Genomic DNA, 20,155 nt, shown 5'->3' on the forward strand with positions numbered 1-20,155 from the left:
ACGAGACGGTGAGACTGACACTTCGCGTGTGGAGACAGGCCGGTCCCGAGGACAACGGCCGATACGTGGAGTACCACGTGCCCGACGCCGAACCGGAGATGAGCCTGCTCGAGTTGCTGGACTCCCTCAACGGACGACTGCTCGACGACGGCGTCGAACCGGTGGCCTTCGATTCCGACTGTCGCGAGGGCATCTGCGGTTCGTGCGGGGTCACCGTCGACGGGCGCCCGCACGGCCCGGCCGAGAACACCCCCTCGTGTCACCAGCGCCTCGACACCTACTCCGACGGTGACACCCTGCGCATCGAACCGATGCGCACTGCCGTGTTCCCCGTGATCCGTGATCTCGTGGTGGACCGTTCCGCGCTGGACGGGATCGTCGAGGCCGGAGCCCATGTGTCGCTGCCCGCGGGAACGGCCCCCGATGCGGACGCCACCGCACTGGGGCACGACGACGCGGAGACGGCACTGGATCTGGCGGCGTGCATCGGGTGCGGTGCGTGCGTGGCGGCCTGCCCCAACGGTTCGGCCAACCTCTTCGTGGGTGCGAAGCTGGGGCATCTGGCCCTGATGCCGGTGGCGAGCCGCGAACGCGGTTCCCGGGCCCGCGAGATGGTGCGCGCGGCGGATCAGGAGTTCGGCTCCTGTTCCCTCTACGGCGAGTGCTCCCGGGTGTGCCCGGCGGGGATTCCGCTCCGTGCGATCGGCATGGTCAACCGGGAGCGCCTCCGCGCGGTGTTCCGGCGCTCGTGACCGGGGTCGGTCCCAGGCGACGCGGGGCGGTGACGAGCACGGCGAGTTCTCGGCCTGCGGGCCGTCGCAGGGACTGACGAGAGTGTCGCCGACCAGCGCGGCCGGCGGCCACTAGACGTCGTCCTCCCCGACCGGGCCGCCCTCGCTCTCCCACCGGTCGATCATCTTGACCTTCGTCCGGGTGAACTTGCGCCGCACGCCCACCCCTCCGTTCTCGTCCTCCGGGATGAAGCGGGCGCCGTAGTACGTGAGGGCGTCGGTGAGCGACTGCACCTCGCCGTCGTCGAGGTCGCCCACCCCGCGTTCGTAGTCCCGGATCTTCTGCTGGTCGAGCCCCGATCGTGCGGCGATGACGCCGGTGGAGACCAGACACAGGATCCGGGCCGACCGCGCCAGGCTCGCGTCCATGTGCAGTTCTTGATGAGTCATGGCCCCATGGTGCCTGATCAGCACTGTGGTGGCGCGATCATCGCATGCGCTGTGAGATCACCTTGGAGATGCCGTCGCCCTGCATGGACACCCCGTAGAGCACGTCGGCCACGTCCATCGTGGGCTTCTGGTGGGTGATCACGATGAGCTGGCTGGTCTCGCGGAGTTGTTCGAACAACCCGATGAGTCGGCGCAGGTTCGTGTCGTCGAGCGCGGCCTCGACCTCGTCCATCACGTAGAACGGGCTGGGCCGCGCCTTGAAGATCGCGACGAGCATCGCCACGGCCGTCAGTGACTTCTCGCCGCCGGACAGCAACGACAGGCGCTTGACCTTCTTTCCCGGCGGGCGGGCCTCGACCTCGATCCCGGTGGTGAGCATGTCCCCGGGGTCGGTGAGGATCAGCCGTCCCTCGCCGCCGGGGAACAGTACGGAGAACACGCCGCGGAACTCGCGTTCGACGTCCACCCAGGCCTCGGTGAAGATCTGTTCGATCCGCTCGTCCACATCTTCGATCACGCCCTCGAGGTCGGCGCGGGCCTTCTTGACGTCGTCGAGTTGGGTGGACAGGAACGCGTAACGCTCCTCGAGAGCAGCGAACTCCTCCAGCGCCAGGGGGTTGACCTTGCCGAGGGTCGCCAGATCCTTCTGGGCCAGCTTGAGCCGACGCTCCTGCTCGGCGCGCACGAACGGCATCGGCGGTGGCGGGGTGACGTCCTCACCGCGCTCGCGGGCGGCCTCGTACTCCTCCGTCTCGAGTGCGGACGGCGGCAGAGCGACCTCCGGGCCGTACTCCGCCACCAGAGCCTCGGGCTCGATACCGTGCCGCTCCAGTACCGCTGCCTCGAGTTCGGAGACCTTGACCTCGAGCTGGGCGCGAACGATCTCGTCGCGGTGCGCTGCATCGCCCAACCTGGTGACCTCCGACTCCGCTCCCGACAGCTCGGTCCGGAGCGAGGCCACCCGTGCGGTGGCCTCCGACCGCGCGGATGACAGCCGGTCCCGCTCGGCGCCGGCGGAAGCGATCAGCTCGTCGAGCCTGGCCAGCAGACGCACGCTCAACTCGTCCACCACGCCGGCGACCTCGGCCCCGCGACGGCGTGCTGCGGCGGCCCGGGCGGCCCGCGCCCTCGACTCGCGCTCGGCCTGTGCGGCTCTGCGCAGCGACGCCGACTTCCCGCGGACCCCCGCTGCGCGCTCCTCGGCCGACCGGTGCGCCAGCCGGGCCTCGAGCTCGACCGCCCTGGCGGCTGTGACCGCTGCCTGCGCGGCGACGCGACCGTCGTCCGCGGGCAGCTCGGCCTCGTCGTCGTCGTCACCGGCACGGGCGAGCCGATCGGTGAGCTCGGCATGCTCGGAACGGGAGGCGTCGAGCTTGTCGACGGCCATCCGTCGGGATTGCTCCAGGCGCCGCACCTCTGCCTCCGCGCGGCGCCGGCGCGTGCCGATCCGCGCGAGTTCGGCGTAGATCTCCTCGATCGCCGCGTCGGACTCGGTGATCGCGGCCAGGGACTCGGAGTACCGGTCCGCCCGCTCGACGTCCTCCGCCTCGGCTCCGGCGAGCTCGGCGCGGGTGGTCTCGATCTCGGCGCGCACGGCGTCCCGCGCGAGGACGGCCGAGTCGATGGCGGACTGGATCTCGAGCCCCGTCCGCCCCGCGGCCGAGCCCCCGACGGTCCACCCCGCCCCGGCGAGCTCCCCGTCCCGGGTCACCGCACGCACCCGCCGATCGGCCTCGACCTGTGAGTGGGCGCCGGCGAGATCCTCGACCACCACCACGTCCACCAGCAGGGCCGTGACCGCGGCGACGAGGTCCGAGGGGACGTCGACCACGTCCAGCGCCCAGCGCGCACCGGGGACCAGGTCCGCCTCGAGGCGGTAGTCCTCGCCGGCGATGCCGCTGCCCACCAGCCCGGCCCGGCCGGCGTCGGCCTCGCGGAGCGCGGCCAGCACCGCCCGGCGGTCCACTCCGGCGTCGACGACGACGGCGTCCACGGCGGGTCCGAGTGCCACGCCCACCGCGCGCTCCCAGCCGGGCTCGACCCCGAGCATCTCCCCGACGGTTCCGGCGACCCCATCCGGTCCCAGGTGCCGAAGCACCCATTCGGCCCCGTCCCCGGCCCCCTTGTTCTGTTCGAGCGTCTCGATCCGGGCAGCCAGACTGGCGATCTGTTGGTCAGCCGCCCTCTCGATCCCCCGCAGTTCGGACAGCCGCGCGCGGGCCGCGAGGTGAGCGCGCTCTGCACGACCCAGGTGGTCGTCGAGGGTCCGCTCCCCTTGCGTGTGCAGGTCCACCCGGGCGTGGACGGCGTCGAACTCGGCCTCGGCGTCCGCGACCGTGTTGCGGGCGTTCTCCGACTCCGCGTCGAGTCGGGCGATCTCCGCCTCCGTCGATTCCACCCGTGCGGCGAGTGTCTCCACCTTGCCCGCGAGCCGGGCCACCCCCTCGCGGCGGTCGGCGATGGCCCGCACGGCTTTGAGGTGCTCAGCCTCCAACCCTGCCAGGGTGGCTTCGGCCGATTTCAGCGCCTCCGTGGCCCGGCGTGCCCCGGCCGCGGCGTGCTCGACCTCCGCCGCGAGGTCCTGCTCGTGAACCTCGGCACGGTCGGCTTGTCGGTCCAGCTCGTCGGGATCGGTGCCGTGGTGGACGGCCGTCTCCGCCGCGAGGGACCGCGCGCGGTCCGAGGCGATGCGGGCGGTCGCGCGGGCACGCTCGGCCAGCGTCGACAGCGCGAACCACCGCTGCTGCGCGGCATCGGCCTCCGGTGTGAGCCGGTCGAGCAGAGCCTGCGTCTCCGCGACCGCCCCGGCCAGTTCGTCGCGACGGTCGACGGCCGCGCCGACCTGGTCGGCGAGCCGCGACCGCACGCTCTCCGCGTCCGCCAACTCTGCGCGACGGGTCACCAGGTCGTCGGCGGCCAGCCGGAGGGTCGCGTCGCGGAGGTCTGCCTGGACGGACTGGGCGCGGCGCGCCACCTCGGCCTGTCGACCGAGTGGCTTGAGCTGACGGCGCAGCTCGCCGGTCAGGTCGCTCAAACGGTCGAGGTTGCCCTGCATGCCGGCCAGCTTGCGCTGCGCCTTCTCCTTGCGGCGGCGGTGTTTGAGGATCCCCGCGGCCTCCTCGATGAAGGCGCGCCGCTCCTCGGGCTTGGACTCCAGGATCTCGGCGAGCTTTCCCTGGCCCACGATCACGTGCATCTCGCGTCCGATGCCCGAGTCGGAGAGCAGTTCCTGCACGTCCATCAACCGGGCGCGGTCACCGTTGATCTCGTACTCCGCCGCACCGTCACGGAACATCCGCCGGGTCAGTGAGACCTCGGCGTAGTCGATCGGCAGCGTGCCGTCCGAGTTGTCCAGGGTGAGCGTGACCTCGGCCCTGCCGAGCGGTGCCTTGCCGGCGGTTCCGGCGAAGATTACGTCCTGCATCTTGCCGCCGCGCAGTGACTTGGCGCTGTGCTCCCCCATCACCCAGGTGAGCGCGTCGACGACGTTGGACTTGCCGGAGCCGTTGGGGCCGACCACGCAGCAGATCCCGGGCTCGAACCTCAGCGTCGTCGGTGCCGCGAAGGACTTGAAGCCCTTGAGCGTCAACGATTTGAGGTACACGGGTGTCGATCCTATGGCACTACCTTGTACCGTCCCGTAGCCGTGACCGCCGTGGCGGCGATCACTGCCGAGGGAGCGTCTACCCGGACGTCAGGCCTAGCGCTCGCGGAACCCGGTCAGGTCGCCGCGGGGCGGCTCCCAGGTGTCCACCACCAGCTCGACCCGGCCCGGGCTCCCCCCGCCCCTGAGCAGGTCCACGAGCTCGACACACGCCCGGCGGGATCCCTCGGCCACCACGTGTACCCGGCCGTCGGTCTTGTTGGCGGCGTATCCGACGAGCCCGAGTTCGAGTGCCCTGGACCGCGTCCACCACCGGAAACCCACGCCCTGCACGTGCCCGTGGACCCATGCCACCAACCGGACCTGGTCCTGCCCCGCCCCTGCCGGATCCCGCTCTGCCGGGTCCTGCTCTGCCGGGTCCCTGCCGGCCGCGCGCTGCCCCGTCATCGGATGTCGAACCCGAGTTCCACCTCGGCCCCCGCATCCAGTGTCCGGCCGACCGTGCACGCGGAGTCCACCGAGCGCCGGATCATGTCCAGCAAGCGATCACGCATGGCCGGGTCGAGCCCGGACAGGTCCAGCTCGTAGGTCTCCTCCAGCCGCGGATACCGCTCGGCCTCGCGATCCGGGGCTCCGGACACACGCACGGTAGCGGCGTAGTCCTCGCCGAGCCTCCGGGAGACGGTGAAGTCGGAGGCCATCGCGGTGCACGACGCGAGGGCGATCTTGAGCAGCTCGCCCGGGGTGAACACGCCCTCGACGTCCGCGGACCCGATCTCGACCCTCGCGCCCCGCGTCGAGTGCCCCACGTATCGCCGGGTCCCGGCCCGCTCCACCCACAACTCGGTGGCGGCCGGTGAATTCTCGGGCGTGTCGTCCTTGCCGGTCATCGTCATGCCGGTCATCGTACGGAGCGACTCCGAGTCGCCCCACCACGCCGGGGGGCCGACTGGCAGCCGGGGCAGAAGTGCGAGCCGCGGTTCATGAAGTCCTCGCGCACCACCACCGCCCCGCATCTCGCACACGGCTGCCCGGCCCGGCCGTAGACGTCGAGAGACCTGTCGAAGTATCCCGAGGCTCCGTTGACGTTGACGTACAGCGCGTCGAACGACGTCCCCCCGGCGTCCAGCGCATCGGACATCACCTCACGGGCGTGTCCGAGCACCCCGCGGACGGTGGCCAGCGTCAACGCTCCCGCACGCCGGCGGCCGTGGACACCGGAACGCCACAACGCCTCGTCCGCGTAGATGTTGCCGATCCCGGACACCACGGTCTGGTCCAGTAGGAGTCGCTTGATCTCGCTGTCCCGGCGGCGGATCGTCCGCGCCGTGGCCAGCTCGTCGAATCCGGGCTCGAACGGGTCGGCGGCCACGTGGGCGGCCGGCGCGGGCAGGAGCACACGGGTCCCGTCAGCGGCCTCGGCCAGCGGGACGACGGTCCACCCCCCGAACGTCCGCTGGTCGACGAACCGCAGCTCCCTGCCGTCGTCGAGCAGGGCCCGGGCGTGCAGGTGCCGTACCCGCGGAGCGTCGGTCGTCGTGACCAGCATCTGGCCGCTCATCCCGAGATGGACCAACAGGCAGTCGGCGCCCGCGGTGTGCTCTCTGTCCAGGGTCAACCACAGGTACTTGCCACGTCGGCCGGCCCCGCTCACCACCCGGTCGGTCAACCGGGCGACGATCTCCGCGGGACCGCCGGGCTGACGGCGGGCGGTCCGGGCGCCGGTCACCGAGACGTCGAGGATCCGCCGTCCCACCACGTGGGACTCGAGGCCGCGACGAACCACCTCGACCTCGGGCAGCTCCGGCATGTCAGTGCGCGGTCCGGTCCAGGGCGGCCCAGGCCTGCTCGGCGGCCTTCTGCTCGGCCTCCTTCTTGGTCCGACCGACACCCTCCCCCAGTGGCTCGTCCCCGACGAGGGCGACAGCCGAGAACGTCTTGTCGTGGTCCGGTCCGGTGGAGGTGATGTCGTACCGGGCCTTGGGCCGGCCGAGCGCCGAACACTTCTCCTGGAGGCTGGTCTTCCAGTCCAGCGCCGCACCCAGGGTGGGAACCACCCGCAGTCGCTCACCGATGATCCCCTCGACGATCCCCCGTGCGACCTCCAGACCGTGGGTCAGATACACGGCGCCGAAGACGGCCTCCAGGGTGTCCGCCAGGATCGAGTGCTTGTCCCGCCCGCCGGTGAGTTCCTCTCCTCTGCCCAGCCTCAGGAGCGCACCGAGCCCATCGGGGCCCAGCTCGCGTGCGATGTCGGCCAGGACATAGGTGTTGACCAGGCTGGCACGGATCTTCGCGAGGTCACCCTCCGGCCGGTCCGGGTACGCGGCGTAGAGGTGCTCGGTCACGACGAGTTCCAGGACGGCGTCGCCGAGGAACTCCAGCCGCTCGTTGTGCGGGAGCCCCCCGTGCTCGTAGGCGTACGACCGGTGGGTCAGCGCCTGCGCGGCCAGCTCCCCGGGGAGCTCCACACCCAGGACCACGGCGAGCTCCGGAGAGGGGTCCGTCACTCGGCCCCCTCGTCGGTCGCGGTGGCTCCGAACTTCTCCGCCAGTCCGGCCCAGCGCGGGTCGATGCGTCCCTCGGTACTGCCCGAGACCCCGTCCGGCGCGGGGGTGTCGGGGTTGACGCAGTCGCTGTGACCGTAGTCGGTACATATGGGGGACATAGGGAACTCGAGACCGAAGGCGTCGACCAGGGCGGGCTCCAGGTCCAACAGGTCACCGTCGAGGAGTCGCACCTCGTCCTGCTCTGCCCCGTCCGCTGCCGCCGTGCCCTCGACCGCGTACATCTCCGTGAGGGTGACCGCGACGTCAGCGGTGAACTCACCGAGGCACCGCGCGCACTCCACCGCGGCCCGCCCCGAGACGGTGCCGGTGACCAGCACCCCCTCGTCGACGAAGGTCAGGTCCAGGTCCAGGTCCACCTGGGACCCCTCGGGGATCCGCATCAGCTCGACCCCGATGTCCGACGGCAGCACCGCGGCGCGCTGGACCTGCGTCATCGCGCCCGGGGACCGGACGATGCTGCGGGTGTCGAGGACGAGGGAATCGGCGGCCGGACGGCCTTGGCGACGCTTGCGGGAGGTGGTGGACACGCCCAGCAGACTACCCGTCGTCGATCAGTAGTCCCCGTACCCGTCGCCGTAGTGCTCGCCCTCACGTGCGCTCCTGCGGCCGTGGGCCTCGCGGCGCCCGGCCGGTGTGACCCCGTGGAGCTCCTCGCGACCCCGGGACACGGTCCGGATGGTGGAACCCAGGAACTCCTCGAACCGCGCCATCTTGTCGTCGATGTAGGCGTCGCACTCCTCACGCCGACGATCGCTCTCGGCGTGGGCGGCGTCCCGGATCCGGCTGGCCTCCTCGTCGGCGATCCGGACCACCTCGGACTCCGACAGCATGCGCTGCTGCTCCTGGCGCGCCTCGGTGATCGTGCGGTCGTAGATGATGTTGGCCTGCTCCACCAGCCGATCGGACTCGGCGCGGGCGCGGACGGTGGTCGACTCGGCCTCGCGGCGGGACCGGTCGAGCAGCTCGGCGGATTCCGCGCGGGCGTCGCCGACCAGTCCGTCGGCGTGCGCCGTGGCCTCCGCGACCATCCGGTCGGCGCGCGCCTTCGCGTCGGCGAGCATCGCGTCCGCGTCCGCGCGCGCCTCGCGGAGCGTGCGGTCCGCTTCGGCGTCCGCTGCGGACACGGTGTCCCGTGCGGTGGTGTCGGCCTCCGCGAGCACACTGTCGCGCTGGTCCAACACGTCCTGGGCGTCGTCGAGTTCACCGGGGAAGGAGTCGCGGATGTCGTCGAGCAACAGCAGGGACTCGTGCCTGGGCACCACGCAGTTCGCGGTCATGGGCAGACTGCGGGCGTCCTCGATCATCGCGTTCAGCTCATCGAGGGCCTGGAACACTCGGTACACGCTCGTCCCTTCACCGGATCGTCACTCTTGCCACACCAGTGTGCCCGCAAGCCGGGCCACGGTGCCGGTGCGGCGGCGGTGTGTCCGGCGGTCCGGGGTTCTGACCCTGTCCTTCGCGGCCCCGGCCCTGTCCTGCGCAGCGCCCAGGCCCTCTCCTCCGCCCCGACCCGGAGCCCGGCCCGGCCGCTCAGCCCGGCCGCTCAGCCCGGCCGCTCAGCCCAGCCGCTCAGCCCAGCCGCTCCCTGAGGGCCAGCGCGACGGGATCGGGCAGGAGATGGGAGACGTCGCCGCCCATCCTCGTGACCTCGCGGCACAGCGACGAGGACACGAAGGCCAGATCCGCCCGGGTGGGCAGGAACACGGTGTCCACACCCGCGATCGACCTGTTCATGTGGGCCATCGGCAGCTCGTAGTCGTAGTCGGTCGAGTCGCGCAGACCCTTGATCACGGCGGTGGCCCCCTGATCCCGGCAGTAGTCCACCAGAAGTCCGTAGAAACTGTCGACGCGCACCCCGGGGATGCCGGCGCAGACCTCCTCGATCATCGCCTTGCGCTCGTCGATCGTGAACGTCCCCTGCTTGTTGGGGTTGGCCACCACGCACACGATCACGTCGTCGAACAGCTGCGCGGCGCGGCGGATGATGTCGAGGTGCCCGAGGGTCACCGGGTCGAAGGAGCCTGGGCACACGACGGTGGTCATCGGCCGACCGTATCAACCGGGCGCGCGATCTCGACGGCGGTCTCCCCGTAGGTCCGTTCGAACTCCACCTCGTACCCGTCGGGCCACCGCACCGCCGGGTCCCGTTTGGACCTCTCCCACACCACGAGTGCATCCGCCGCCAGCCAACCCCCTGCCGACAACGCCCGCAGGACGGGGTCGTCGAGCTCCCCGGACCTGTCGTACGGCGGATCGGCGAGGACCAGGTGGAAGCCGTCGGGCACGGGGCATGGTCCGTTGACCGCGGCGGGTAGCGCCGCCCGCCTGACGGTCGGTCGGACGGACGGGAACGACGACGACAGGCCCGCCGTGTTCGCGCGGATGCTCGCGACGGCCCGGGGGTTCTCCTCCACGAACCACACCACGTCGGCGCCCCGGGAGACCGCCTCCAACCCGAGCGCGCCCGACCCGGCGAACAGGTCCAGCACCGAGGCTCCGGCCAGGTCCACCCTGCTGACGATCGCGCTGAACAAGGCCTCACGGACACGGTCGGTGGTGGGTCGGGTCCCCGAGGGCGGCACGGTGATCGACCGCCCGCGCAGGCGGCCCGAGATGATGCGGGTCATGGCTCCCCCGATAGTCGTTCTGCTGATGGTCGAACCTCTGGTGGTCGACCCTCTGGTGGTCAGTACTTGAACAGGTAGTCCGACTCGTCCGACCCGGACAGGCGGCGGACCCGCTCGGCCAACGCCGGGTGGTGGTCGAGCCCCGGGTCGGCGTCGAGGATCTCCTCGGCGTGGCGGCGCGCGATCTCGATGACCTCGCCGTCGTCGACGACCGACAACAGCCGCAGCGACGCCAGCGCACCCGACTGGGCGTCGCCCAGGACGTCCCCCTCCCGGCGCTGGACCAGGTCGAGCTGCGCCAGCAGGAACCCGTCGGTGGTTCCGGCGACGGCCTTGAGACGCTCCATCGCCTTTCCCCCCTCACGGGAGTTGGTCACGAGCAGGCAGAGCCCGGGCAGTCCGCCCCGACCGACCCGGCCCCGGAGCTGGTGGAGCTGGCTCACCCCGAACCGCTCGGCGTCCATCACCACCATCACGGTGGCCTCCGGAACGTCCACCCCGACCTCGATCACGGTCGTCGACACCAGCACGTCGAGACCGCCGGAGGCGAATGCGGACATGGTCGCGTCCTTCTCCTCCGGCGGCAGACGTCCGTGCATGAGTCCTATGCGGAGCCCCGCGAGGGGCCCCGAGGACAGGTACTCGTGGAGCTCCACGGCGGCGACCAACGGAGGTCTGTCCGACCCCTTGTCGTCGTCGCCCCCTCCCTTCGTGGCACCGTCCGGGGCGTCGGTGGTGTCGGCGTCGATCCTCGCGCACACGACGTACGCGCGGTGGCCCGCCCCGACCTCTTCCCGTACCCGCTCCCAGGTCCGCTCCACCCACCTCGGTTTGTCGCGGGCCGGCACGACCGAGGTGGAGATCGGTCTACGCCCGCCGGGCAGCTCGTCCAGCTCGGAGACCTCCAGGTCGCCGAACACCGTCATCGCGATGGTCCGGGGGATCGGTGTCGCCGTCATCACCAGCAGGTGCGGGACCATGCCGTCCCGCCCCTTCGCGCGCAGTCGGTCCCGCTGACGGACCCCGAAGCGGTGTTGCTCGTCCACCACGACCAGCCCCAGGTCGAAGAAGTCCACCGAATCCTGGATGAGCGCGTGCGTGCCCACGACGATCCCGGCCTCGCCGGTGACGATGTCGAGGAGTGCCGCCCGGCGCTCCGCGGTGGACATGGAGCCCGTCAGCAGCACCACCCGGGTGGCCTGGTCCGCGGCGCCGAGTCTGCCCCACTCACCCAGATCGCCGAGCATGGCCGTCAGCGAGCGGTGGTGTTGGGTGGCGAGGACCTCCGTGGGGGCCAACATCACGCACTGGCGCCCGGCATCGACCACCTGGAGCATCGCCAGCAGTCCGACCACCGTCTTCCCGGAGCCGACCTCGCCCTGGAGCAGGCGGTTCATCGGCTCGTCGACCGTCAGATCCGCCGAGATCTCCTCCAGTACGGCCTCCTGCCCGGCGGTGAGCTCGAACGGCAAGCGTGCCTCCATCGCGGCCCGGACGCCGTCCCCGCGCACCGGGCTGGCCGGGGCCGGGTCACGGGCGACGAACCGGCGCCGGGCCCCGAGGAGCAGCTGCAGCGCGATGGCCTCGTCGAACCGGAGCCGGTATCCGGCCCTGTCCGCGTCCTCGACGCATCCCGGCAGGTGGGCCTTGCGCAGCGCCTCGTCGAGCCCCATGAGCCCCGCGGCCGCCCGGACCGTGTCGTCGAGGGGGTCCACCACCGGGACCAGCGCGCGGATCGCGGTCACCACCGCGCCGAGCAGATCCCACGAGGTCACGCTCTCCTTGGCCGAGTAGATGGGCAGGAGCGGGCGGTCGAACAGACTCGGGCCGCCCTCCGCGTCGATCTCCGCGGACAGGCGGGCGAGCGCGGCGAGGTTTCCCGACCCCTTGAGCTGGCCGCCGGGTCCGGAGACCGATCGGAGGACCAGGAACTCGGGGTGTTTGAGATCCAGGGACTGGCGGAAGCGCGACACGGTGCCGTCGAACATCGCGACCGTGCCCACCGGCAGCATGTATTTGATCTTGCGGCCGGCGAAGTAGACCACCTTGAACGTGGTGTCCTCGTCCTTCACGGTGAGCGTGAGCATCTCCCGCGGCTGGCCCTGCTTGGTGGTGTAGTTGCGGGTCGCGGCGGTGGCGACGGTCCCGATGATCGTCACCCGTTCGCCGTCGACGAGTTCACGCTTGTCGTAGCGCTGTCCGTGTTGGCGGTACCTGCGGGGAAGGGTGTGGAGCAGGGCGCCGACGGTCCGGTGACCGAAGGCCGTGGTGATCCGCTCGGCCAGTTCGGCGTCGAGGACGTCCTCCAGGGGCGTGTCCGTGGTGGCGAGCGCGGTCATTCTACCCCGACGTGCGCGAGCACCCGTCCGGGTCCGGCCGCGTATCCGGCGACCTCCACGTCGGGGTGACCGCTGCGGATCCTGTTCAGCGCCGTCTCGGTCGCGGCGTCGTCGTACTCGGCTCCGAGCAGGAGGGTCACGAGTTCGCCGCCGGAGGACAGCAACCGGTCCGCCAGCGCGCACACCGCGTCCACGTGGTCCGTCTCGATGAGGGCGACGTCGTGGCCGACCATGCCGAGGAGGTCGCCCGCGGCGCAGCGACCGACCAGCGTGAGCGCGTCGTGTTCGGCCCGCACGAGGTGCGCGTGTCGGGTGGCGGCCGCCGCGTCCGCCATCCCGAAACCGTCCAGCGACAAGGTGGTCGAGGGGTCGTGGACGGCGAGCGCCGACAACCCCTGCACGACCGACCCCGTCGGGAGGATGAGGGCGTTCCCGTCGACATCGCGCAGCGCGGCGTCGAGGGCTCCGATCTGGGCCCTGGACAGCTCACCGTTCGGCAGCACCAGCAACTCGTCCGCGGACAACGCGAGTACCGCGTCGATGACCCCGCCCTCCTCCGGATCGACCGTCTTCGCGCCCGCCCCGGAGAACAGGTCCGCCAGTGGTCCGTCCGGGACGATGGCCACCACCGTCCGCTCGGGCTCGCGCACGGCCCGGTCCTCCCCGTCCCCGGACCCACTCCCCCGCTGGTGTCCGGTCGGCGCGCTCCCGCCCACCGGGTCGAGCATGTCCGTCACCCGGATCTCGGTGATGCGGCCGAGCGGTAGTGCGACCTCGATCGCCGTTCCGATGTCGTCGGTGTGGACGTGTACGGCCCAGCGTGCGTTGTCCCCGGTTCCGCCGTCGCCCACGACCACCACGCTGTCGCCGAGGGTCCGCAGTGCCGACCTGAGTTCGTCGGCACGCGCGTCGTCCGAGTGGGTCAGGGAGTACATGACCTCGTACCGGGTATCCGCGGAGGCGTGGGCCTCTCCACCGTCGGCGCCGTCGCACGGCGGGGCGGACTCGGTGAACGGGTCGTCGGGGATGAAGTACTCCGGCCGCTCCGGCGCCTGTCCCCCGAGCACCTCGACCATGGTGTCCAGCAGCACCAGCAGGCCCCTGCCGCCCGCGTCCACGACCCCGGCCCGGGTCAGCGCGGGCAGCTGGGACGTCGTGCGGTCGAGGGCCTCCGCCCCTGCGTCCGCGGCGGCGCGTGCCACCTCGACGAGCGAGGTGGCCGACGACCGGCCGGCTCCGGACGCGGCCTCCCGCAGCACGGTGACGATGGTGCCCTCGACCGGATCGCTCAGTGCGTGGTCGACGAGTGTGACCGCCGTCCGGAGGGCACGACGGTAGGTCGAGGCGTCCACGACCGTGAAGGTCGCCGCCTCGCCGACCGCCCTGAGGACCTGGGACAGGATGACGCCGGAGTTGCCCCGCGCGCCATGGACGGCCCCGTGGCCGAGCGCCACGGCGATCTCGCGGGCGCCGGCGCTCCCCCCGCCCTCGGAGATCCACGCCTCCTCGCCCTCGGCCCTGTCTACCGCGGCTCTCATCGTGTAGAGAAGGTTGGTCCCGGTGTCGGAGTCCGGCACGGGGAACACATTGAGGGCGTTGATCTCCTCACGGTGCGTCGCGAGGTGTTCCACGCACCGCCGTGCCCAGCCCAGTAGGCCGTGGGCGTCCAGCGATGACGGACGTTCCTCGACACTCGTCGACTCCTGTGCCATCACCCCTCCTCGGCGTCCGCCCACCCCAACGGTCCGACTCCGTCTGTCGGCGCGGCCAAGCCTAGTACCCTCACCAGGCGACAGCCGTCGAACAGGCCGAGACGGCCTGGACCACTCATTGGAGCCCCGATGACCACTGACCTGACCGCCACGCCGCTCGTCACCCTCGAGGACGGGGTGCTGACCATCCCCATCTCCCTCGAGGGCCGGGGGAACTCGCTGGACTCCGACGCGGTCACCCAGGCCGGGACCGCGCTGTCCGCGCTCCTCGCCGGTGAGATCGACGCCGGCGCGATCCTCCTCGTGGGGCTGGGCAGGAACTTCTGTGCGGGCGGCAACGTGCCCGGGTTCGCCGCGGCCGAGGACCGCTCGGAGCACGTCCGCGAGCTGGCCGACCGGTTGCACGGGGTGGTCCGGGACCTGGAACGCGCGCCCGTACCTGTGGTGGCGGCGGTGGCCGGGTGGGCCGCGGGGGCCGGACTCTCCCTTGCCCTGGCCGCCGACTTCTCGGTCGGCGGCCCGGACACCCGCCTGCTCGCGGCCTACCCCGGCATCGGGCTGTCCCCGGACGGCGGCATGTCCTGGCGCCTGCCCCGTGCGATCGGGCCCGCGGCGGCCCGGGCGTTCATCCTGGGCAACGAGCCCATGGACGGGGCGCGGGCACACGGGATCGGGATGATCACCACGTTCACCGAGGGCGACGTCTCCACCACGGCTCGCGAACTGGCGGTCCGCCTCGCGGCGGGACCGCGCGCCTCCTACGCCGCCACCAAGGAGCTGCTGCGACGGTCGGAGGAGAGGACTCTCGCCCAGCAACTCGACGCGGAACGTGACTCCATCGCGGCGCTGGCGGTGTCCCCCGACGGGATCGAGGGCGTGGACGCGTTCGTCGCCAAGCGCTCCCCGCGGTTCGGCGGCGCCTGAGGGTGTGGGGCGGGCGCTGCTCGCCCGTCGCCCGGCCTGACTGTGCCTGCCTCTACGTCTGGCTCGGTGTGTCCGGTAGGTCCGGTAGGTCCGGCAGCCGCCAGTCCACGGGTTCGACGCCCAGTCGGTGCAGCTCGTCATTCGCGCGGCTGAACGGTCGGGAGCCGAAGAATCCGCGTGAGGCCGACAGCGGCGAGGGGTGTGCGGAGGCGATGACCGGGGTCTGTCCGAGCATCGGCGCCAGCGACTGCGCCTGGCGTCCCCAGAGGATCGCCACCAGCGGCCGGTCGCGCTCCACCAGCGCCTCGATCGCCCGCCCGGTGACCTCCTCCCAGCCCTTCCGGCGATGGGAGGCAGGGTGACCGGGCGCCACCGTGAGCACGCGGTTGAGCAGGAGCACCCCGTTGCGGGTCCAGGCGCTCAGATCGCCGTGGGGCGGCGCCGGCAGTCCGAGGTCGTCGGAGTACTCACGGTAGATGTTGACCAGGCTCCGTGGCAGGGGCCGGACGTGTCCGTCGACGGCGAAGCTCAGTCCGACGGGGTGGCCGGGTGTCGGGTAGGGGTCCTGCCCCACGATCAGCACGCGGACCTCGTCGAACGGCTGGGTGAAGGCGCGCAGGATCCGGTCCCCCGCAGGGAGGTAGGCACGACCGGCGGCGTCCTCCTCGCGGAGGAAGTCGCCCATCCGTCTGATGCGGTCCTCCACCGGCGCCAACGCGCTCGCCCATCCCGGGTCGACGACCTCCTCCAGTGCAGGCCGACCCGACTCGTTCCCCGCCACCCGGTCAGTCGATCCGTCGGAGCTCGGAGCGGTAGCGCATCGCGTTGTCGTGATACTTCTGTGTGTTCCCGGCCAGCATCGCCGGGTCCACCTCGTACCCCTCGCGGATCTTCGCGGGGGCTCCCATCGCCATGCGCGCGGCGGGCAGCTGGAACCGGGGCGGGATGAGGCACCCGGCGGCGACGACCGCCCCGGCACCGATCACGGCGCCGTTGAGCACGATCGAACCGGAGGAGATCAGCGCACCGTCCCCGATGGTCGCTCCCTCGATGTGCGCGTTGTGCCCCACGATGCAGTGCTCACCGAACACCGTCGGTTCCGACTCCGTGCAGTGGACGATCGTGCCGTCCTGGATGTTGGTCATGGCGCCGACCTCGATGCGCCCGTAGTCGCCACGAAGGACGGCGGTCGGCCATACGGACACTCCCGGTCCCAGACGGACCCTGCCGATCACCACGGCGTCGGGGTGCACCCAGGCGTCGGGAGCGATGTCGGGTTCGAGGTCTCCGAGTGCGTAGACAGCCATGGGGCCAGCCTAGTTCGCCCCTCGCGCGGAGTCCCAGCCCCCGGGGGTCCGTGGGTGACCGTCCAGGGAGACCTCACCGGGGTCGCCGTCGCGGATCGTCCCGATCACGGTGAACCCTGCCGGGACGTCCGAGTCCGTCGGGAAGGTGCCCAGTAGGCCGTGGTCCTCGCCTCCGTCGAGGATCCAGTCCATGACCTGCGCACCGGGATCGGGACGACCCAGGATCGCCGCGGCCTCACCCAGGCGGGGGTCGACGGGGAGAGCGTCGACGACGAGGTCCGCCGCCACCCCAGAGGCCCGCGCCATCCCCGACAGGTCGCGCATCAGCCCGTCGCTGACGTCGGTGAGTGAGGTGGCGCCGGCGAGTCTCGCCGCCCTGCCGGACCCGATAGGGGGCACGGGGACCCTGTGGGCCTGTTGCAACGGCCCGTCCGCGTGGCCTGCCAGGAGTAGTGCCAGACCCGCCGCCGAACGTCCCGGTTCACCGGTGAGCGCGACCCTGTCGCCGGGAGCGGCGCCGTCGATCCGCAGGGGACGCGCGCCTTCCGGAAGGGTGCCGATCGCGGTGACACTGACCACGACGAGGTGCGCGCTGGTGAGATCACCGCCCACCACCACGGCACCGGATCGCGCGGCCTCGCCGTGGATGCCGGCGGCCAGTTCGCGGATCTGCTCCATGGTCGTCTCCCCGGGGACCGCCAGGGCCACGAGCACGCGGGAGCAGTCGGCACCCATCGCCAGGACGTCGGAGACGTTCTGCGCGACGGCGCGACGACCGATGTCCCTCCAGGTGGTCAGGTCCAACCGGAAGTGGGTCCCCTCCACGAGCATGTCGGTGGTCACCACGGTCGCCGCGGCCGGGCCGAGGACCGCCGCGTCGTCCCCGTTCCCCACCGGGTCGCCGGTGTAGGCGTCCCCCGGACCGCTCAACACCGCCAGCACCCCGGCCTCCCCCACCTCCGCGACGGTGGCGGGCCGTTCGGGCGCAGGGCTCATCGGTGTCCTCTGTGGTCAGGCGCCGGGAGGGCCGGCGGTGGTCTGTAGCGTTGCCGACAGGCTAGCGGCCGCCACCTCGGGCGGCTGACCGCAGGAGAGAGGACTACTCGGCGTGGGCACCACTGACACGGTTTCGGGCGACGGTCACGACACGGGCCCCTCCGGCCCCCGGACCTCGGACGGTGGCTCTCGACCACCGGTCTCGACGGTCGTGGTGGTAGCGGCGGTGCTCATCCCGCTGGTGCTTCTCGCCGTGGTGCTGGTCCTGGTGCGGGACGTGAGCGATGAGGCGGCGGAGTCCGCCGCGAACGAGCCCGTCACCGCCGTGACCATCCCGGCCCCCGGCGCCGGATCCGAGGAGTGCCTGTCCCTGGTCGAGTCCCTGCCGGATGCGCTCGGGGACGCGAACCGGGTCGCGTTGGTCGAACCCGCCCCGCCGGGCGCCGCGGCGTACCGGATGCCCGACGCCGAGACCGTCGTCGTCCGCTGCGGCCTCCCCGCCCCACCGACCTTCACCGTCGGGGTATCGCTCCAAGAGGTCAACGGGGTCCAGTGGTTCAACGAGGCCGACCCGGACCCGGCCGTGACGTCGTCCACCTGGGTCGCCGTCGACCGACCGCAGTACGTCGCGGTCACGCTGCCCGCGACCGCCGGCACCGGCCCGATCCAGGACCTCTCGGACGCCCTGTCCGCCGGACTGGACGCCGTCGAACCGCGGCCCGCCCCGATCGGCTGAGCCCGGGGGGTCAGTCCCCCGCGAGCGCGGTCCGCACGAGGGTGTCGAGCAATGTCGGGTAGTCGACCCCCGTCGCCGCCCACATCTGCGGGTACATCGAGATAGGGGTGAATCCCGGCATGGTGTTGACCTCGTTGATCACCGGACCGTGCTCGGTGACGAAGAAGTCGACCCGGCTCAGTCCGCGGGCGTCCAAGGCGTGGAACGCGTCGACGGCGAGGGTCCGCAGGCGGTCGGTGTCCGCGGCGGGGAGCTGCGCGGGCAGATCAAACGTGCAGACGTCGTCGAGGTATTTGGTGTTGAAGTCATAGAAGGACTCACCCTCCGTCTCACCGTCCAGACCGGTCGGCTCTCCGGGGATGTGGAGCTCGGCCGGCAGGCTCGCCTCCACCCGACCGTCCGGGTACTGGAGTACTCCGCATTCGACCTCGCGGCCGACGATGGCGGCCTCGATGATCACCTTGGGATCGAAGCGGCGGGCCTCGGCGATCGCCGCGTCGAGTTCACTCGCCCGGGAGACCTTGGTGATGCCGATCGACGAACCGCCGCGGGCGGGCTTGACGAACAACGGGAGGCCGAGCCGCTCGCGCTCCGCCTCCGGGAGCGTCTCGGTACCGGGGCGCAGTACCACCTGCTCTCCGATCGGCAGACCCGCCGCACCCAACACGACCTTGGTGAACTCCTTGTCCATGCCGGCCGCACTGGCGAACACCCCCGGACCGACGTAGGGGACACCCGAGAGTTCCAGGAGTCCCTGGACGGTGCCGTCCTCAGCGTGGGTGCCGTGCATGACGGGGAAGACCACGTCCACCCGGGCGATCTCCTCGCCGGCCCGCTCCCCGTCCACGTAGCGCAGGACCCCGCGGTCGTCGGAGGACAGACCGAGCGCCACCTGTGGCCGTTCCGGGTCGACCTCCGGCAGGACCCTGTCGACTATCCGCAGCCCCGACACGTCGTCAGGACCCAGGGTCCACCTCCCCGTTCCGGTGATCCCGACGGGGACCACCTCGTAGACGGATCGGTCGAGATGGGCCATGACGGCGCCGGCGGACACGCAGCTCACGGAGTGCTCCGTGCTGCGTCCGCCGTACAGGACGGCAACGGTGATGCGATTCACCGGGCCGAGGCTACTCGGGCTTGGTGCTCCGTCTCATGAGGCGCACCGCCACCTCGACGGCGTCGCCCCCTTCGTGACAGATCTCGTGGACCGCCTCGGTCAGCGGCATCTCGACCCCCATCTGCCGGGCGAGCGAACGGATCGACGTGCAGGACTTCACGCCCTCCGCGACCTGGCCGTTGGTGGCCTCCTGTGCCTGCTCCAGGGTCTCCCCCCTGCCCAGCCGCTCACCGAAGGTCCGGTTGCGGGACAGCGGCGAGGTGCAGGTGGCGACCAGGTCGCCCAGCCCGGCGAGTCCGGCGAAGGTCATCTGGTTGGCGCCGAGCGCCACTCCCAACCTCGTCGACTCCGCCAGTCCGCGCGTGACCAGCGTTGCCATCGTGTTGTCGCCCAGGCCCATGCCGGTGGCGATACCGCACACCAGGGCGATGACGTTCTTGGTGGAGCCGCCGATCTCGCACCCCACCACGTCGGTGTTGGTGTACGGGCGGAAGTTCGGGGTGGAGAACGCGTCCTGCAGGCGGGCCGCGCGGTCGACGTCCGTGCAGGCGATGACCGTCGCGGCCGGCTGACCCTCGGCGATCTCCCGCGCGAGGTTGGGGCCCGACAACGCCGCGATCTTGTCCGCGGTCAACCCCGTGACCTCGGCGACGACCTCGCTGATGCGCATCAGGGACCCGGTCTCGATGCCCTTCGCCAGGGAGATGACCCCGGCGTCCGGCTCGAGCAGGTCGACCCACTTCTCGAGGTTCCCCCGCAGGCTCTGGGACGGAACGGCCAGGACGACCTCATGGGAGCCGGAGAGGACCTCGGCCGGGTCAGTCGATGCGGTGACGGTCGCGGGCAGGACGATCCCGGGCAGGTATTTCTCGTTGCAGTGCCGCTCGTTGATCCCCAGGGCCACCTCGTCACGGCGAGCCCACAGGACGACCTCCGACCCCGCATCCGCGAGTACCTTGCCGACGGCGGTCCCCCACGACCCCGCACCCATCACCGCGACCCGCGCCATTTCGCCTCCCGGCTCGTCGTCCCCCACCCGAGC

20 protein-coding genes are annotated in these 20,155 nt (G+C 71.6%); 3 read left to right on the forward strand and 17 right to left on the reverse strand.

The window, feature by feature from the left end; translation table 11 throughout:
- The first annotated feature begins 8 nt into the window (after window positions 1-8).
- Window positions 9-752, forward strand: coding sequence for a succinate dehydrogenase/fumarate reductase iron-sulfur subunit (locus tag A6048_RS09505; protein ID WP_107747414.1), 744 nt, complete (start codon window positions 9-11; stop codon window positions 750-752).
- Between the two features lie 111 nt (window positions 753-863).
- Here A6048_RS09505 and A6048_RS09510 read toward each other — a convergent pair whose 3' ends face one another.
- The 12 genes from A6048_RS09510 to A6048_RS09565 all read right to left on the reverse strand — a co-directional run bounded on the left by A6048_RS09510 (window position 864) and on the right by A6048_RS09565 (window position 14,033).
- Window positions 864-1,181, reverse strand: a complete 318-nt coding sequence (locus A6048_RS09510; RefSeq protein WP_235027327.1) for a hypothetical protein — start codon at window positions 1,179-1,181, stop codon at window positions 864-866.
- Window positions 1,182-1,218: 37 nt separating this feature from the next.
- On the reverse strand, window positions 1,219-4,785 hold the full coding sequence (smc, locus tag A6048_RS09515) for a chromosome segregation protein SMC (protein ID WP_107747412.1): 3,567 nt from the start codon (window positions 4,783-4,785) through the stop codon (window positions 1,219-1,221).
- A gap of 96 nt (window positions 4,786-4,881) precedes the next feature.
- Window positions 4,882-5,232 carry an acylphosphatase gene (locus A6048_RS09520; protein ID WP_107747411.1) on the reverse strand — a complete coding sequence of 117 codons (351 nt, stop codon included), beginning with the start codon at window positions 5,230-5,232 and terminating at the stop codon, window positions 4,882-4,884.
- Window positions 5,229-5,681, reverse strand: coding sequence for an OsmC family protein (locus tag A6048_RS09525; RefSeq protein ID WP_107747410.1), 453 nt, complete (start codon window positions 5,679-5,681; stop codon window positions 5,229-5,231). The genes A6048_RS09520 and A6048_RS09525 overlap by 4 nt, the downstream gene beginning before the upstream one ends.
- 5 nt (window positions 5,682-5,686) lie before the next feature.
- A complete protein-coding gene (gene mutM / locus A6048_RS09530; protein WP_107747409.1) occupies window positions 5,687-6,595 on the reverse strand; it encodes a bifunctional DNA-formamidopyrimidine glycosylase/DNA-(apurinic or apyrimidinic site) lyase in 909 nt (302 codons plus the stop codon).
- 1 nt (window position 6,596) lies between these two features.
- Window positions 6,597-7,295, reverse strand: a complete 699-nt coding sequence (gene rnc / locus A6048_RS09535) for a ribonuclease III (protein ID WP_107747408.1) — start codon at window positions 7,293-7,295, stop codon at window positions 6,597-6,599.
- On the reverse strand, window positions 7,292-7,882 hold the full coding sequence (locus tag A6048_RS09540; RefSeq protein WP_107747407.1) for a YceD family protein: 591 nt from the start codon (window positions 7,880-7,882) through the stop codon (window positions 7,292-7,294). Before A6048_RS09540 ends, rnc begins: the two co-directional genes overlap by 4 nt.
- Window positions 7,883-7,906: 24 nt before the next feature.
- Window positions 7,907-8,698, reverse strand: coding sequence for a DivIVA domain-containing protein (locus tag A6048_RS09545; protein WP_162533930.1), 792 nt, complete (start codon window positions 8,696-8,698; stop codon window positions 7,907-7,909).
- Between the two features lie 226 nt (window positions 8,699-8,924).
- Entirely contained in the window at window positions 8,925-9,398 is a 474-nt protein-coding gene (gene coaD, locus A6048_RS09550) for a pantetheine-phosphate adenylyltransferase (protein ID WP_107747405.1), read from the reverse strand.
- Window positions 9,395-9,982: a 16S rRNA (guanine(966)-N(2))-methyltransferase RsmD gene (rsmD, locus tag A6048_RS09555; RefSeq protein ID WP_107747404.1), complete on the reverse strand. Its 588-nt coding sequence runs from the start codon at window positions 9,980-9,982 to the stop codon at window positions 9,395-9,397. Before rsmD ends, coaD begins: the two co-directional genes overlap by 4 nt.
- Window positions 9,983-10,041: 59 nt before the next feature.
- Window positions 10,042-12,321, reverse strand: a complete 2,280-nt coding sequence (gene recG, locus A6048_RS09560; protein ID WP_107747403.1) for an ATP-dependent DNA helicase RecG — start codon at window positions 12,319-12,321, stop codon at window positions 10,042-10,044.
- Window positions 12,318-14,033 (reverse strand): DAK2 domain-containing protein, encoded by a 1,716-nt coding sequence (locus A6048_RS09565; protein WP_107747402.1) that lies wholly within the window; start codon window positions 14,031-14,033, stop codon window positions 12,318-12,320. Before A6048_RS09565 ends, recG begins: the two co-directional genes overlap by 4 nt.
- Window positions 14,034-14,162: 129 nt before the next feature.
- Here A6048_RS09565 and A6048_RS09570 point away from each other — a divergent pair, with 129 nt between their 5' ends.
- Complete coding sequence (locus A6048_RS09570; protein ID WP_107747401.1) at window positions 14,163-14,957, forward strand: enoyl-CoA hydratase-related protein; 795 nt, start codon at window positions 14,163-14,165, stop codon at window positions 14,955-14,957.
- A 52-nt stretch (window positions 14,958-15,009) separates the two neighbouring features.
- Here the strand turns inward: A6048_RS09570 and A6048_RS09575 are convergent, their stop codons facing one another.
- Genes A6048_RS09575 through thiL form a run of 3 tightly spaced genes read right to left on the reverse strand, consistent with a single transcriptional unit; the run spans window position 15,010 to window position 17,260 of the window.
- Complete coding sequence (locus A6048_RS09575; protein WP_107747400.1) at window positions 15,010-15,738, reverse strand: uracil-DNA glycosylase; 729 nt, start codon at window positions 15,736-15,738, stop codon at window positions 15,010-15,012.
- A 4-nt stretch (window positions 15,739-15,742) separates the two neighbouring features.
- On the reverse strand, window positions 15,743-16,264 hold the full coding sequence (locus tag A6048_RS09580; RefSeq protein ID WP_107747399.1) for a gamma carbonic anhydrase family protein: 522 nt from the start codon (window positions 16,262-16,264) through the stop codon (window positions 15,743-15,745).
- 9 nt (window positions 16,265-16,273) lie between these two features.
- Complete coding sequence (thiL, locus tag A6048_RS09585) at window positions 16,274-17,260, reverse strand: thiamine-phosphate kinase (RefSeq protein ID WP_107747398.1); 987 nt, start codon at window positions 17,258-17,260, stop codon at window positions 16,274-16,276.
- A 112-nt stretch (window positions 17,261-17,372) separates the two neighbouring features.
- On the opposite strand from thiL, the gene A6048_RS09590 reads away from it, so the two are divergent.
- A complete protein-coding gene (locus A6048_RS09590; protein WP_107747397.1) occupies window positions 17,373-17,996 on the forward strand; it encodes a DUF3515 domain-containing protein in 624 nt (207 codons plus the stop codon).
- Between the two features lie 10 nt (window positions 17,997-18,006).
- Here A6048_RS09590 and A6048_RS09595 read toward each other — a convergent pair whose 3' ends face one another.
- Together A6048_RS09595 and A6048_RS09600 are read right to left on the reverse strand one after the other, a co-directional pair.
- Complete coding sequence (locus tag A6048_RS09595) at window positions 18,007-19,113, reverse strand: D-alanine--D-alanine ligase family protein (RefSeq protein ID WP_107747396.1); 1,107 nt, start codon at window positions 19,111-19,113, stop codon at window positions 18,007-18,009.
- 10 nt (window positions 19,114-19,123) lie between these two features.
- On the reverse strand, window positions 19,124-20,122 hold the full coding sequence (locus A6048_RS09600; RefSeq protein ID WP_107747686.1) for an NAD(P)H-dependent glycerol-3-phosphate dehydrogenase: 999 nt from the start codon (window positions 20,120-20,122) through the stop codon (window positions 19,124-19,126).
- Window positions 20,123-20,155 lie beyond the last annotated feature (33 nt).

This window comes from Dietzia psychralcaliphila, assembly GCF_003096095.1.
GTDB lineage: Bacteria > Actinomycetota > Actinomycetes > Mycobacteriales > Mycobacteriaceae > Dietzia > Dietzia psychralcaliphila.